Raw genomic sequence first — 13678 nt, 5'->3', positions numbered from 1 at the left:
GGTGAGGGGTCGTGCCGTTCGGACACCACGGACACTAGAAACAGTCGACGCTTCCTTCTGCGCAGGAATGCACACTCAGCCCCCAAAGTGCACTATTACGGACTCGCACCCATGGGAGGGGCGACCCACCGTACGGCCAGGAGAGACGCCCGCGCCCCCTTCCGCGCGACGTCCGGCCCCGCCCGAGTCCGCGCGACGTCCGGCCCCGCCCGAGCGGAACGTCTCACGTCTCCGCGGCGAGGTCCATGCGCCAGTCGTTGCACCGTATGGCGTTTCCCGGCGGGTACTCGAAATCGCACTCGGCGACGAATTGGAACCCGGCCTTCCGGCAGATCGCGTTCGACGCGGGATGGTCGACGGAGGGGTACGCGTGGACGTAGCGGTGCCTGCGCTCCGCCCTCGCCCTGGCGATGACGGCCAGGGCCGCCGCGACCGCTATGCCCCTGCCCTGGAACTCCGGCAAAACGCTCCAGCCGGTCTCGTACACGGTCTCGCCCCGCCAGGCGCGTTCCCAGTATCCGATGCTGCCGACCCGCTGGAGCCCGGGGAGCAGGACGACGCTGAACATCCGGCCGGTCTCCTTCCCCGCGATGTCGACATACCGTCTGTGCCGGTCGAGGAGTTTCTCCTCGGTCTCCGGGCCTCCCAGGTGATCGGTCATCTCCGGCGCGTTGATGCGCCGCAGCAGGTCGAGATCGGTCTCCGCCCACGGGTCGAGCCGTATCGGCGGTGCGTTCCCTCGATCTGACATCCGTCTCTCCACCTTCGGCCGCTCACGTTCGGAACAGGCGGATTCTGCCAGGGGGCACCGACAATCGGTCCCGGCGCGTGCCCGGCCGGCGGTGGGATCACGGTGGGATCACGTGGAATCGGGGCCCCGGCCCGGCCGGGCCGTTCATCAGGTTCTTCCTAGAACCCATGAACGGCTCATCAGCGGGCAAAGGGGTGTGACGCCGTGTCCGGCCTGGCCGATCGTTGACAACCGGCCGGGTGGTTGGCGACGGTGAACTACCGCGATCGAGCCGTGACGGGAGGGACGAGAGCTTGGGCGACGTCGAGCGAGAAGACCCGGCCTCCACCCCCAGGCAGGTCAGGGCCCTCTTCCAGAGGGCGGGTCGCCTCCGGTCCCACACGCGTACGCTGCTCGCCGATGACGCGCGGGCGCGCGCCGACGCCCAGCGGGCGCTGGCCTCCATGCGTACGCGCCTGGCACGCGAGGAGCTGGGGTCGATTCCCCTGACGCGCCTGAAGGACGTCACCGTGGGGCGGCTTCGGATCAGGGCCCTCGAACAGGCCGGCTACCAGACGATCCTCGACATCCTGGACACCACGCCGTACGCGCTCCAACTGCTCCCCGGGGTCGGGGCGTGGAACGCGAGACAGGCGCACGCCGCCGCCGAGCAGATCGCCAAGGCGGTGGAGGAGACGGTGGCGCTGCGGATCGACGTCGACCGGCAGGACGACGAGACCACGGACCTGCTGATCGCGCTGAACCGGCTGGTGAACGCCGGCCCCGACCTGCCGCGCGCGAGCGGCGCAGCGCGGAGGATCGAGCGGACGCTGGCCTCGCTCCTGCCCGCCGCGCAACCCGCTCGCGGGTGGTTGCGGATGCTGCTCGCGGGCCAGGGAGGTCGTCGCCGTGCGCAGGAGGCCGTCGCGCGGATCGAGGACGTGATCGCGGAGGCGAACGCGTCCGGCACGGCGCTGCTCTTCGGCCAGGCCTCCGTGGACCTGCTGCGCCCGCCGGTCTCCGGCATCGAGGCGTGGGTCGACTTCGAGCTCCGCGCGTCCGAGTACTACAACCTGCTCGCCGAGCTCGCGGCCACGGAACCCGACCGTGTCGCCTCGGAGGGCTTCCTGCCCGACGACATCTCCGCGCGGGTCAAGGCCCAGGACCTCGACGACACCCACCGCCGGGTCTCCCTGCGCGGCTACCAGTCGTTCGGCGCCCGCTTCGCCCTCGCCCAGCGGCGGGTGATCCTGGGTGACGAGATGGGCCTGGGCAAGACCATCGAGGCCGTCGCCGCCCTCGCGCACCTCTGGGCGCGCGGCGAGAGGCACTTCCTGGTGGCCTGCCCGGCCAGCGTCCTGATCAACTGGGTACGCGAGATCGAGGCCCGCAGCACGCTGCGGGCCTACTCCCTGCGCGGCGGCGACCGGACCGCCGCCCTGGCGGAATGGATCCGCACCGGTGGCGTCGCCGTGACCACCATCGACACCCTGCACCGGCTGGAGGTCCCCGGCGACGTCGCGCTCGGGATGCTCGTGGTCGACGAGGCGCACTACGTCAAGAACCCGGCCGCCCGGCGTTCCCAGGCCGTCGCCCGGTGGTGCGGCCGTACCGACCGGGTGCTCTTCATGACCGGGACTCCGATGGAGAACCGCGTCGAGGAGTTCCGCAACCTGATCGGCTACCTCAGGCCCGATCTGCTCCCGGGCATCCGGAACGGCGACACCGCGGCGCTGGCGACGGTGGCGGGGGCGGGGGCCGCGAGAGGGCAGGCCTTCCGCAGGGCCGTGGCACCGGTCTACCTGCGCCGCAACCAGGAGGACGTGCTCACCGAGCTGCCCGACCTCGTCCACGTGGACGAGTGGGAGGAGTTCAGCCCGGCGGACCTCACCGCCTACCGCAAGGCCGTGGCCGACGGGAACTTCATGGCGATGCGCCGTGCCGCCTACGTCGCGCCGGAGACGTCGGCCAAGCTCCAGAGGCTGCTGGAACTCGTCGACGAGGCGGCGGGCAACGATCTCAAGGTCGTGGTCTTCTCCTACTTCCGCGACGTCATGACCGCCGTCCACGAAGCTCTCGGCGGCACCGGCGCCCCGGGATCCCCCGGTGACCCCGGCGGCCGGGTCCACGGGCCGATCTCGGGCGACCTCGGCACCGCCCGCCGGCAGCAGGTCATCGACGAGTTCACGGCGGCCCCCGGCCATGCCGTGCTGCTCAGCCAGATCCAGGCAGGCGGGATCGGCGTCAACCTGCAGGCCGCCTCGGTGGTCATCATCTGCGAGCCCCAGGTCAAGCCGACCATGGAGAGCCAGGCCGTGGCCCGTGCCCACCGCATGGGGCAGGTCCGCAAGGTCCAGGTGCACCGCCTCCTGACGGCCGACAGCGTCGACCAGCGCATGCTCGACATCCTCCGCGGCAAGGTCGGGCTCTTCGACACCTACGCCCGCCGCAGCGACCTGGCCGAGTCCACCCCCGACGCGGTCGACATCTCGGAACAGACCCTGGCCCGCCAGATCGTCGAGGAGGAACAGCGGCGCCTCGCGACGTCACGTCCGTCGCGGCCCTCGCACGCCTGAGGGGATCGCGGCCCCGCCGGACACCGGACATCGGAGCGGCCGGCCCCTGTGGCGCGGAACGGGAATCGTACGGCCCAAAAAGGGAACCGTATGGCATGGAACGCGAACCGTACGGCGTGAAAAGAGAATCGTGCGCTCCCGAACGATTTCGAACCTCGAACGTTCGCGATCGGTGAGGCAGTGTCGTACCCGTCCGGGGCGGCGGTCCCGCCCGGGACGTCGACCCCCCCAGACGTCGGACCGTCCGAGGAGCCGGATCCTCCCAGGAGCCGGACCGTCTCAGGACCTGGCGAAGGCCAGCAGGTCGGCGTTGAACTCGTCCTTGTAGGCGCCGACCAGGCCGTGTGGCCTGCCCGGGTAGACCTTCAGGGTGGCACCCTTGACCAGTTCGGCCGACTTCGGGCCGGCGGCGACGATGGGCACGATCTGGTCGGCGTCGCCGTGCGCGATGAGGGTCGGGATGTCGAAGCGCCGGAGGTCCTCGGTGAAGTCGGTCTCGGAGAAGGCCTTGACGCAGTCGTACGCCCCCTTGAGGCCCACCTGCATGCTCCACATCCAGAAGGCGTCCCTCGCCCCCTCCGACACCTCCGCGCCGGGCCGGTTGAAGCCGTAGAAGGGCATGCTGAGGTCCCTGTAGAACTGCGAGCGGTCGCCCGCGACCCCCGCGCGGATGTCGTCGAACACCTCGATCGGCAGGCCCTCGGGATTGGCGTCGGTCTTCAGCATGAGCGGCGGGATTGCGCCCAGCAGAACGGCCTTGGCGACGCGGGAGGTGCCGTGCCGGCCGATGTAGCGGGTGACCTCGCCACCGCCGGTGGAGTGCCCGACCAGAATCGCCTCGCGCAGGTCGAGGGTTTCGATCAGCCGGGCCAGGTCGTCGGCGTAGGTGTCCATGTCGTTGCCGCTCCAGGGCTGGCCGGAACGGCCGTGCCCCCGGCGGTCGTGCGCGACGGCCCGGAAACCGTGGTCCGCGACCAGCTTCAGCTGGTCGTCCCAGACGTCGGCGTTGAGCGGCCAGCCGTGGCTGAAGACGACCGGCTGCCCGCTGCCCCAGTCCTTGTAGAAGATCTCGGTACCGTCAGCGGTGGTGACGAAGGCCATGTCAGTTCCTCATCGAGGTGGTGTGCGAGCTGGACATACCTCGACGTTAGGTCAGCGGGTGGCACCCGCCATCGGCCAGATGAGCGCATCGCGCGAACTTCATGCTGCATTGACGAAACCATGGCTTCATGAGGAGATTCGGTGGTTTCCGGGATCTTTGAGCGCGTCGCGCAGGGCTGAGCGCGAGGTGACGCCGTAGCGCAGATGGGTGACAGTTCCGGTGACGGGTTTCCCCACCGGGATCAGTTCGGCCCGATCCTCGGCGAACGTTCGCCGCCTACGCCGAGCAGTACGTGGCCCCCTGATCCGCGCCACCGGGCGAGTCCTAGGATCCGCCCGGCGCGGGCTCCCTTACCGATGACCTGGCCAGCCGCCTGCCGAGACGTTGAGCGGGGGCCTCGATCAGGCGGTGGGTCAGGTAGCAGAGCGGCACCAGGGCGAGGAAGAACAGCGGGAGGTTCGGACTGATCCGCAGCAGGAGCGGGTGCAGCAGGTAGAGGGAGAAGCTGATCACCCCGAGGTGGGCGAGCCACCGGGGAAACGACCTGCGCCGCAGCGCGAACCCGGCCGCGAAGAAACCCGCGGCCAGCAGAATCGCCGGCGCCCAGCCGGGATCGTCCTTGGCGAGGACCCCGCAGGCCAGGACCGTCAGCACGGTGGCGACGGCGGTACGCCACCGGATGGTCCCCCGCTCGGCGCGGTACACGGCCGTACCGGCGAACATCATGGCCAGGATGATCAGGCCCTGCCACGCGCCGATCCGGCTGCCCAGGACCACCAGCGCCAGCCCGAGGAGACCGCCCGCCACCGCGGCGGCCGTACGCGTCCCGCCCCCCGCCCGCGCCGACACCACCACGACCGCGGCCACCGCGACCCCGAGAAGCGCCGCGACCAGGTCGGCGCGGCCACCGATGACCGGCCCCGGCAGCAGGAGGCCCAGGAGTACGGCCGACAGCGCCAGGACGACCGCGGTCGCGGCCGACCGGTGCGCCCGCCCCGTGGCGAACAACCCGACCGCCAGCAGGTAGAACGCCATCTCGTACGAGAGCGTCCACATCACGTCGATGACGGCGGGCACGCCGAGCAGTTCCTGCAGCATCGTCACGTTCCCGAGGACGACCAGGGGCAGCGGACGCGTGCTCAGGCCCGGGTGGAGGACGAACGCCCCGGCGTACGCGAGAAGGAGCGCCAGGCCGAGCGCGGCGAGCAGCAGGGGGAGAAGGCGGAAGGCGCGGCCGATCCAGAAGACCCGCAGGTCACCGCGCCGCTCCAGGGAGGCGGGGATGATATAGCCGCTGACCAGGAAGAACACGAAGACGCCCCAGGTGCCGACGTCGATCCTGCGGTCCACCTCCGCCCAGAGGCCCGGGATGAAGGTCCAGCCGGAGTGGTGCAGCGCGACGGCCAGCGCGGCGGGTCCGCGCAGGGCGTCCAACCAGGCCAGCCGCGAGGGGATCGGGGCCATTCGCCCGACTTTAGACGATGGGCATGGTTGCCCGGATATCACCTGGCCTGCGACCTCACCACAGCCCCGAGCCCGCCCGCCACCCGGACCGCGACCTCACCGCAACCGGGAGAGGACCAGCCGGGCGACGTCCTCAGCGCACCGGGTCGCGAGGGTTGACGCGGGCGACGAAGAGCGGGTCGACCGGTGTGAAGGGGAACCGGGGGAGGTCACGCTCGGGCATGCCGAAGCTCGCGGCGAGAACCTCGCGGGAGAACGCCGACGCGCTGGCCCGGTAGCCGATGTCGGCGGGCATGGCCTGGTCGAAGAAGATGAGGAAGTGGATGTCGTCCTCGCCGAGGACCTCGATGTGATGCGGGAAGGCGCGCGGCACGAAGTACACGTCACCGGGGCCGAGCACGTACTCGTCGAGGGTGCCGTCGGGGTCCAGGACACGCATGCGGGCGTGCCCCTTCTCCACGTATCCCATCTCGGCGGTGACGGGATGCCAGTGCGGTTCGCGCATCCCGCTCTCCTTGACGCGCAGGGAGTACATGGAGATGTCCTCCAGGGCGGCCCAGTACTGGCTACGGGCGAGTCGGGCGCTGCCGTAGGCGTAGGACAGCGGCGGGTGCTGGCCCTCGAGGTCGAACAGGTGGGCGTTGGGCAGGCCGGCCGTGGCCGGGATGTCCGGGGCTCCGGTACGGCGGACGATCTGCTGGGCCGGGGACCGGTCGAGGGCGGCGAACGCCGAGGCGGGCAGGTCGTAGGTGTTCCCGAGCACCGCGTCGGTCATGGCGCTGAAACTGTCGTGCAGCGAGAAGTGCCGGGGGCGTTCGTCGCGCAGCGCGAGAACGAACTCGGCGCGGTCGTCCCCGACGTTCTCCAGGTGGTAAACCGCGCCCGACTCGACGTGGTACATCTGACCTGCGGCGATGACGAACGAGGAGAAGACGTCCGCGTTCCCGAGGATCGACACCAGGACCGTGCCGGAGAGGCAGTAACCGATCTGGTTGGCGTTGACGTTCCACTGCGGCTCGCGGATCGCGCCGGGTTCCAGGGTGACGTGCTTGATCGAGAGCCCGCTGAGGATGAGCATCGCGCCGGCGTCGACCAGGGTGACCGATCCGAGCTCGCTCTCGAACGCGGGTGACGCGGTCGCCAGGGATGTGACGTGGCGTGAGGTGCTGGTCATGACGTCCCCTTCGTTGTCGCGACCCTCGTGGTCACGGTCGAAGAACGGTCGAAGAACGTACGCCGCCCTCGAACTCCGGCCTGGGTCACATGGTCACGTCCACACTGATGGTGTACGCCTGTTTCTGCAGGTTAAGCAGCAGGGACCCGCTGTGTCGGGCCCTGCTGCGGCGTGTCGCCGACATCACTCACATATGACTTCCTCCATGTGGCGGCCGGCGTCGGGCGGCTCGCTGCCGGGCACGCCGCACGGCGACGTGCCGCGAGATGTCTCCGCCGGAACCGCCCGCCGGTAGCGGTCGGCCAGCACGCGGATCTGCGCGACGAGTTCGGGCGGCTCGGTGACCTCGAAGTCGGCGTCGAGCATGCCGAGGTATCCGGCCAGCATCTGCGGCGTGTCCGAGCCGACCTCGGCCACGCAGGCGTCGTCGCCCAGAGGTTCCACCGGAACGCCGGGCGGCAGCCGGTCGCGCACGTGCTCGGCCGGTGCGCGCACCGTCACCCGCGCCCGGCACCGCCAGGGCGCGGTGGCCAGGCCGGCGGCGACGTGGCCGGCGAGGTCACCGCCGGGATCCTCGCGCGGGGCGAACCGCGGGCCGTTCGGGGTCCGCAACCGCATCCGGTCCACCCGGAACGTGCGCCAGTCGGACCTCGCGACGTCCCACCCGACCAGGTACCAGCGGCCTCGGCTGTGCGCGAGCCGGTGCGGCTCGACCTCGCGGCGGCCGGCCGACCCGTCGTGGCCGGTGTAGTCGAACCGGAGCCGCTCGTGGTCGCGGGAGGCCGCCGCGATCGCGGTGAGCGTGGCGGCGTCCACGCTGGGGCCGGCGTGCGGAAGCGGGACGAGGTACGCGCGCAGGCCGTTGACACGACGGCGAAGCCGCGACGGCAGCACCTGTTCGAGCTTGGTCAGGGCACGCAGCGCCGCCTCCTCGATGCCGGTGACCGCGCCCTGCGTGGCGCCCACGCGCAGCCCGACGGCGACGGCGACCGCTTCTTCGTCGTCGAGCAGCAGCGGCGGCAACGTCGCGCCGGCCCCGAGCCGGTAACCGCCGGTGACGCCCCTGATCCCGTGGACCGGATAGCCGAGGTCGCGCAGGCGCTCCACGTCGTTGCGCACGGTCCGCGTGGTGACGTCGAGGCGCTCGGCCAGCTCCGGCCCGGTCCAGTCGCGTGGCGCCTGCAACAAGGAGAGCAGCCGCAGTAGTCGTTGTGCCGTGTCCAGCATGTTTCAAGTCTGCCCGAATACAGGAACGGAGCTTTCCTGTATCGCTCCTACGTTTCTCGCCATGGACAACAACACCGGCATCCGCCCGTTCCACGTCGACATCCCGCAGGCCGAGCTGGACGACCTGCGCGATCGCCTCACCCGCGCCCGCTGGCCCCGGCAGATCTCCGGAACCGGCTGGGAGCGCGGCGTTCCCGTCGATTACCTCAGGGAACTGGCCGGCTACTGGACGAACGGCTTCGACTGGCGCGCGCAGGAGAAGACGCTGAACGAGCACCCGCAGTTCGTGACGACGATCGACGGCCAGGACATCCACTTCCTGCACGTCCGCTCGCCCGAGCCGGACGCGCTGCCGCTGATCCTGTGCCACGGCTGGCCGGGCTCGTTCGTGGACTTCCTGGACGTGATCGGGCCGCTGACCGACCCCCGCGCGCACGGCGGTGACCCGGCGGACGCCTTCCACGTCGTGATCCCTTCGCTGCCCGGCTTCGGGTTCTCCAACCCGGTGCGGGAACCGGGCTGGGGCAACCTGTTCCGGGTGGCCGCCGCGTTCGGGGAACTGATGAGCCGGCTCGGCTACCAGCGGTTCGCCGCGCAGGGCGGGGACGTCGGCGGCGGCGTGACCACGCTGCTGCCCATGGCCGCCCCCGGCCGCGTGGTCGCCACCCACCTCAACGGTCCTTCGCCGTACCCGTTCGGCCCGCCCATCAAGCCGGACGGCCTGTCCGGCGCGGACCGGGCGCGCGCCGAGCGATTCAACGCCGCCCGCCAGGACGGCCTCGGCTATCTGCACCTGCAGTCCACCCGGCCGCAGACCCTGGCCTACTCGCTGACCGACTCGCCGATCGGGCAGCTGGCGTGGATCGCGGAGAAGTTCAAGGAGTGGACCGACCCGGCCGCCGAACTGCCCGAGCACGCGGTGGACCGCGACCGGCTGCTCACCAACGTGAGCCTGTACTGGTTCACCGGCTCCGGCGCGTCCTCGGCCGACATCCTCTACGAAGGTATGCAGGCCTACCGCGAGATCGCCGCCACGCAGTCCGGCGACGACCAGGCCGGGTGGCCGTCCGCGCCGGCGCCGCCGCAGGGGATCGCGGTGTTCGCGGCGGACATGACGATCCGCGCACTCACCGACCCGGCGAACACCGTCGACCACTGGTCGGAGTTCGACCGAGGTGGCCACTTCCCGGCGATGGAGACGCCCGACCTGCTCGTCGGCGACCTGCGTGAGTTCTTCCGCGTCGCGCGGTGATCCCGGCGGCGGGTCCACCGTTCGGCGGGAAGCGGGAAGCGGGAAGCGGGAAGAATCGCGTCATGACTTTCACAGCACCGCCGAAGACCGCCGCCTGGCGACATCTCGACGCGCGGGAAGGGTTCGAGGTGGCCTACTTCCAGCCTTCGGACGACGGCCTTCGCATCGAGGGGTGCACGACGGCGGTCGAGGAGGGCCAGACCTGGATCGTCGGCTATGCCATCGAGCTGGACGCCTCCTGGACCACGCGAAGCGCGCGGATCACGGGACGCTCGGCCTCGGGAACCCGGCAGACCGTGCTGGAGGCCGACGGCGCGGGCCACTGGCGCGTCGACGGCACACCGGCTCCCCACCTGGACGGCTGCCTGGACGTCGATCTGGAGTCCTCGGCGATGACCAACACCTTCCCCGTGCATCGGATGGGCCTCCGCGCCGGCGACCGGTCGGCCGCCCCCGCCGCCTACGTACGCGCCACCGATCTCGCCGTCGAACGGCTCGAACAGGACTACGTCCGCGTCGCCGACGAGGACTCCCGGCAGCGCTACGACTACAGCGCCCCGGTCTTCGACTTCGCGTGCCGCCTGGTCTACGACGAGTCCGGCCTCGTGCTCGACTACCCCGAGATCGCCGTACGCGTGGCGTGACCTCCCCAAGCGTGGCGGCCCGGGAGGACGCTCCCGGGCCGCCGCGCCGTTTCAGCGGCCGGGCGGGTGACCGGCGTTCAGGCTGAGCGCGATCTGCACCTGGCGAACCAGTACCGTGACCAGCCGCTCGGGTGAGGCACGGATGAGCACGCATCTGATGCCCGCCTTCACCTCCCGATCGGTGAGCGGCCGACGCCGCAGGGCGGTCCAGCGGCGCAGAAGAGAGTCGTGGACGATGTGCCACTCGGGGAAGGTCTGCTCAAGTGCGGCGCGCTGGCGCTCCTCGGGTGCACTCACGATGACGGCGACCTGGAGCGCTCTCATGGCGATCATCCCAGCACGCTCCGGCACGGGTGAGGCGAGGGGAGAGGGACGGGAGCGGGGGCCAGGCTTTCGCGGTACTGCCTGGTGGCGTGGGATCGGCGCCCGATCACGGCGTCACCCGCGTCGCCCGCCCGGCCGCCTCCCGGGCGATGGCCTCGTGCCGATCGAGCTCGGCGCGCAGATCGTCGAGAGTGTCGGCGTCGACCGTACGATCCGCGGCCGCGTCCGACTCGGCGTCGGTGAACGGAAGGACGCGGGAGGCCCACAGCCGTCCCCTGTCGCTGAGAATCACGCGCCAGCCGGGAATGGTCGGTTTGGGCGTTGTGGATCTAGCATCTGCCATGGATCGGACCTCCGCAGTCCGCTCTAGGACCCGTCCGGACGTGTGCAGCGTCGGGCGGGTCCGCCTTATGAGGTGGGGAAGAATCTGGTCTGTGTCGTACGGCTCGGGCGGCCGGGGTATCGGTGGAGCGACCTTGACCTCGTCAGGACCGCAGGCGACCGAGCGCGCACCGCCGCGAGCGGGACGTCGGCGGTCGTCGCGCCGGGGCGGCGCGAAGGCAGCGGGCCGCGATCGCCGAGGCCGGAGGGGCCGAGGCATCCGCCGGGGCAGCGGCGTCGGCGCGTCGGGAACGGGGATCGGCTCTGCACGCCGCTGGGCGGGCACCAGCGGGATCACCTCGGCGGGAGCCACGGCGACGGGCGGCTCGAAACCGGGCAGGCGAGCCGGTCCGGTACGGCGCCGAACCTCCAGGCGCGCGGTGATCAGCTCGCCCGACGGCTGCTCGTACTCGTGATCAGCGATGTGACCTGGGCAACCGTGGGCGTATGGCGCGTGCCCGCAGAAGGCACAGCCCATCGGCATCGGCGCACTGTCGGCGAAGCAGCCGCAGCCGCTCGCCCTGGTCCGGTCGAGAACCGGAGCACTAGGGTTGTTCACGGATCGGGACTCACTTCCTGATCAAGAGCCCGGTACGGCGTTGCGAGCGCCTGCCGGGCTCGTCCTATCTAGGGCGAAGTCGCCAAAATGATGCGTTATGGCTGGTCAACGAATAGTGCTAGCTCTATCGAAGGATGAGGGTGGCATTCTGTCAATAGAGGTGGCACTATTTGTTGAGATTAGATGCTGTCGAGGCGGCGCTAGCCTTGTTCGGCGACCGAGGTGAGGAGTCGTATGAGCATCGGATACCGGGAGTTGGCCAGCGTGCTGCGCTCTCGCATCGAGGACGGCACATACCCACATGACGCGACCGGCACCTTGCCCAAGCACCAGGAACTCGCGGACGAGTTCACCGTTAACGTCAAGACGATCCGCCAAGCGGTCCGCCTCCTCGAAGCCGAGGGTCTCGTCACGGTGGTACGGCGCAGGGGGACGGTGATTCGCCGTCAGCCCGCGATGAAACGACTGGGTGCGGAGCGGTACGCCAAGAGCAAGTGGAAGTTCGGCCTCGTGGCTTTCGCAGCGGACAGAGAAGCCTCAGGACGCGCCTGGGCGCCCGGCGATCAGAGCAATCGTGTTCGTCTGGTGGAGGCGGATCCCGAGGTCGCCGCTGCGCTCGGACTGCCTGTCGGAGCACCCGTTTACGAGCGAGCACGCCTGGTGAGAGAAGAGGGCGTACCCACACACGCTCTCACCAGCTTCTATCGCCCTGACCACGTGGAAGGCACTCCCCTGGTCGATCCCGCTCCGGGACCCGCAGGCCATGGCGGAGGCTTCGCGGTGCTGACCGTTCAGGGTCTCGAACCGGACGCCATCACCGAGTCCCTTCACGCTCGCATGCCGACACCTGATGAGGCGCGAGAATTACAGCTTCCCGTAGGCGAACCTGTGGTGGTGCTCAGGCGCATGACCGCCACGCGGGACGGACAGGTCGTGGAATTCGCTCGCGGTGTCCATGCGGCCACGCGCTTCGAATGGTCTTACAATTTCAAGATCCCAGAATAGGCCGGACGTGGAAGCTCTACCTGCAAACATTCTGGAAGATCTCGAAATCCTGTGGGACTACCACAACATGCATCACGAACCACGGCATTCCGATATCGGGATCGGGCTTGGGAGCCATGACGTAGGAGTAGCGGTCTTCGCGGCCGAACTCTTCAGGAAGGGATTTTTCCCGCGCGTCGTCTTCACCGGCGCCAACGCGCCGACGACGATTGAACGATTCCCTCGTGGCGAAGCGGTGCACTATCGGGAAGAGGCCGTCAAGCTGGGCGTTCCCGCAGACAGGATCCTCGTCGAGACGAGAGCGACCAACACGGGACAGAACATCGAGTTCACCCGTACGTTGCTTGCGGGTCACGGCATAAGCGTCTTGTCTGTCACCCTTGTTTCGCGCCCCTACCAGCAGAGACGAGCGTACGCGACCTGCAAGAAGCTGTGGCCCGAGGTGGAGGTCACGTGCGCGTCCGCATCCTTGCCGCTGGCGGATTACATCGACGCGATCGGGGATGCGAACCGGGTCGCAAACATGATCGTCGGCGACACTCAGCGCATCACCAAGTATGCCGAACTAGGGTTTGCCATACCGCAAGAAATGTCTGCCGAAGTACGGCACGCATACGATCGTCTTGTCGCAGCAGGCTACACAAGCAGGCTGATATAACCAGTCCGACTGCTATCCGTCCTGTGCCTTCAGCGCCTCAACCCTCGCACGTGCCACTTCGGGAGTCACCACCATCGCGACCACTTCCCCGTCCTTGGTGAGTGGGACGGGACCGATTTCCCGTGCTTGTTCGGCGAGCATGTCCAGCGTCCCCACGAGTAGCGTCGCATCCGCGTACTCGTGACCTTCCTTCGGCTGCCTCGTGCGCTCACCATAGAGGCTTACCGCCCACCGGCCGGTGGGCGGGCACCACGGATCGCACGGTAGGTGGAAGGTGTCACGATTTCCTGCGAGGCCCATGGGATGGTTCCCTGGAGAAAGCCCTGACGCGTCGCAAGCGATGATCGCCACGGCCATGAAGGAGTAGCCATGTCCTCTGACCTGCTCGGCGCCGAGTTCCGCAAGTCCAGTTACAGCAACAGTGGGGACGCCTGCGTCGAAGTGGCGACGAACCTGCCGGGGCTCGTCGCCGTTCGCGACAGCAAGGACCCGTCCGGCCCCGCGCTGACCTTCACCCCGAAGGCCTGGCGCGACTTCCTGGCGGGCGTCCGCGGCGGCGACTTCTGATCCGGCTCGTACGGC

At 69.5% G+C, this 13678-nt stretch carries 13 protein-coding genes; 6 read left to right on the top strand and 7 right to left on the bottom strand.

The features are described from left to right. Positions 1 to 223: 223 nt before the first annotated feature. Positions 224 to 751 (bottom strand): GNAT family N-acetyltransferase, encoded by a 528-nt coding sequence (locus ACTOQ2_RS34945; RefSeq protein ID WP_440105102.1) that lies wholly within the window; start codon positions 749 to 751, stop codon positions 224 to 226. 293 nt (positions 752 to 1044) lie between these two features. Between ACTOQ2_RS34945 and ACTOQ2_RS34940 the strand changes: the two genes are divergently transcribed. Further along, positions 1045 to 3306 carry a DEAD/DEAH box helicase gene (locus ACTOQ2_RS34940; RefSeq protein ID WP_440105101.1) on the top strand — a complete coding sequence of 754 codons (2262 nt, stop codon included), beginning with the start codon at positions 1045 to 1047 and terminating at the stop codon, positions 3304 to 3306. A 279-nt stretch (positions 3307 to 3585) separates the two neighbouring features. Here the strand turns inward: ACTOQ2_RS34940 and ACTOQ2_RS34935 are convergent, their stop codons facing one another. From ACTOQ2_RS34935 to ACTOQ2_RS34920, 4 genes are all read right to left on the bottom strand, one after another. Beyond that, positions 3586 to 4407 carry an alpha/beta fold hydrolase gene (locus ACTOQ2_RS34935; protein ID WP_440105100.1) on the bottom strand — a complete coding sequence of 274 codons (822 nt, stop codon included), beginning with the start codon at positions 4405 to 4407 and terminating at the stop codon, positions 3586 to 3588. A gap of 325 nt (positions 4408 to 4732) precedes the next feature. Further along, a complete protein-coding gene (locus tag ACTOQ2_RS34930; RefSeq protein ID WP_440105099.1) occupies positions 4733 to 5872 on the bottom strand; it encodes an acyltransferase family protein in 1140 nt (379 codons plus the stop codon). 133 nt (positions 5873 to 6005) lie between these two features. Continuing rightward, positions 6006 to 7046, bottom strand: coding sequence for a cupin domain-containing protein (locus ACTOQ2_RS34925; protein ID WP_440105098.1), 1041 nt, complete (start codon positions 7044 to 7046; stop codon positions 6006 to 6008). A 183-nt stretch (positions 7047 to 7229) separates the two neighbouring features. Further along, positions 7230 to 8273 carry a helix-turn-helix transcriptional regulator gene (locus tag ACTOQ2_RS34920; protein WP_440105097.1) on the bottom strand — a complete coding sequence of 348 codons (1044 nt, stop codon included), beginning with the start codon at positions 8271 to 8273 and terminating at the stop codon, positions 7230 to 7232. A 61-nt stretch (positions 8274 to 8334) separates the two neighbouring features. Here ACTOQ2_RS34920 and ACTOQ2_RS34915 point away from each other — a divergent pair, with 61 nt between their 5' ends. Together ACTOQ2_RS34915 and ACTOQ2_RS34910 are read left to right on the top strand one after the other, a co-directional pair. Further along, complete coding sequence (locus ACTOQ2_RS34915; RefSeq protein ID WP_440105096.1) at positions 8335 to 9525, top strand: epoxide hydrolase family protein; 1191 nt, start codon at positions 8335 to 8337, stop codon at positions 9523 to 9525. A 62-nt stretch (positions 9526 to 9587) separates the two neighbouring features. Then, positions 9588 to 10169, top strand: coding sequence for a putative glycolipid-binding domain-containing protein (locus ACTOQ2_RS34910; RefSeq protein WP_440105095.1), 582 nt, complete (start codon positions 9588 to 9590; stop codon positions 10167 to 10169). Between the two features lie 51 nt (positions 10170 to 10220). Here ACTOQ2_RS34910 and ACTOQ2_RS34905 read toward each other — a convergent pair whose 3' ends face one another. Further along, positions 10221 to 10502 (bottom strand): hypothetical protein, encoded by a 282-nt coding sequence (locus tag ACTOQ2_RS34905; protein ID WP_440105094.1) that lies wholly within the window; start codon positions 10500 to 10502, stop codon positions 10221 to 10223. A 97-nt stretch (positions 10503 to 10599) separates the two neighbouring features. Next, positions 10600 to 10836 (bottom strand): hypothetical protein, encoded by a 237-nt coding sequence (locus ACTOQ2_RS34900; RefSeq protein ID WP_440105093.1) that lies wholly within the window; start codon positions 10834 to 10836, stop codon positions 10600 to 10602. Positions 10837 to 11667: 831 nt separating this feature from the next. Between ACTOQ2_RS34900 and ACTOQ2_RS34895 the strand changes: the two genes are divergently transcribed. The 3 genes from ACTOQ2_RS34895 (at position 11668) to ACTOQ2_RS34885 (ending at position 13663) form a co-directional block, all read left to right on the top strand. Further along, a complete protein-coding gene (locus ACTOQ2_RS34895; protein ID WP_440105092.1) occupies positions 11668 to 12438 on the top strand; it encodes a GntR family transcriptional regulator in 771 nt (256 codons plus the stop codon). Positions 12439 to 12445: 7 nt separating this feature from the next. Further along, positions 12446 to 13096, top strand: coding sequence for a YdcF family protein (locus ACTOQ2_RS34890; protein ID WP_440105091.1), 651 nt, complete (start codon positions 12446 to 12448; stop codon positions 13094 to 13096). Positions 13097 to 13465: 369 nt separating this feature from the next. Next, positions 13466 to 13663 carry a DUF397 domain-containing protein gene (locus ACTOQ2_RS34885; RefSeq protein ID WP_440105090.1) on the top strand — a complete coding sequence of 66 codons (198 nt, stop codon included), beginning with the start codon at positions 13466 to 13468 and terminating at the stop codon, positions 13661 to 13663. Positions 13664 to 13678 lie beyond the last annotated feature (15 nt).

Origin of the sequence: Streptosporangium sp. H16 (genome assembly GCF_051918855.1) — a bacterium.
GTDB lineage: Bacteria > Actinomycetota > Actinomycetes > Streptosporangiales > Streptosporangiaceae > Streptosporangium.
This window is presented reverse-complemented; position numbering and strand designations above follow the sequence as displayed.

Bases quoted from the DNA above. Each gene is read 5' to 3' on its own strand.
- ACTOQ2_RS34945 (WP_440105102.1), bottom strand. From the start codon at position 751: ATGTCAGATCGAGGGAACGCACCGCCGATACGGCTCGACCCGTGGGCG.
- ACTOQ2_RS34935 (WP_440105100.1), bottom strand. From the start codon at position 4,407: ATGGCCTTCGTCACCACCGCTGACGGTACCGAGATCTTCTACAAGGAC.
- ACTOQ2_RS34930 (WP_440105099.1), bottom strand. From the start codon at position 5,872: ATGGCCCCGATCCCCTCGCGGCTGGCCTGGTTGGACGCCCTGCGCGGA.
- ACTOQ2_RS34925 (WP_440105098.1), bottom strand. From the start codon at position 7,046: ATGACCAGCACCTCACGCCACGTCACATCCCTGGCGACCGCGTCACCC.
- ACTOQ2_RS34920 (WP_440105097.1), bottom strand. From the start codon at position 8,273: ATGCTGGACACGGCACAACGACTACTGCGGCTGCTCTCCTTGTTGCAG.
- ACTOQ2_RS34915 (WP_440105096.1), top strand. From the start codon at position 8,335: ATGGACAACAACACCGGCATCCGCCCGTTCCACGTCGACATCCCGCAG.
- ACTOQ2_RS34910 (WP_440105095.1), top strand. From the start codon at position 9,588: ATGACTTTCACAGCACCGCCGAAGACCGCCGCCTGGCGACATCTCGAC.
- ACTOQ2_RS34905 (WP_440105094.1), bottom strand. From the start codon at position 10,502: ATGATCGCCATGAGAGCGCTCCAGGTCGCCGTCATCGTGAGTGCACCC.
- ACTOQ2_RS34900 (WP_440105093.1), bottom strand. From the start codon at position 10,836: ATGGCAGATGCTAGATCCACAACGCCCAAACCGACCATTCCCGGCTGG.
- ACTOQ2_RS34895 (WP_440105092.1), top strand. From the start codon at position 11,668: ATGAGCATCGGATACCGGGAGTTGGCCAGCGTGCTGCGCTCTCGCATC.
- ACTOQ2_RS34885 (WP_440105090.1), top strand. From the start codon at position 13,466: ATGTCCTCTGACCTGCTCGGCGCCGAGTTCCGCAAGTCCAGTTACAGC.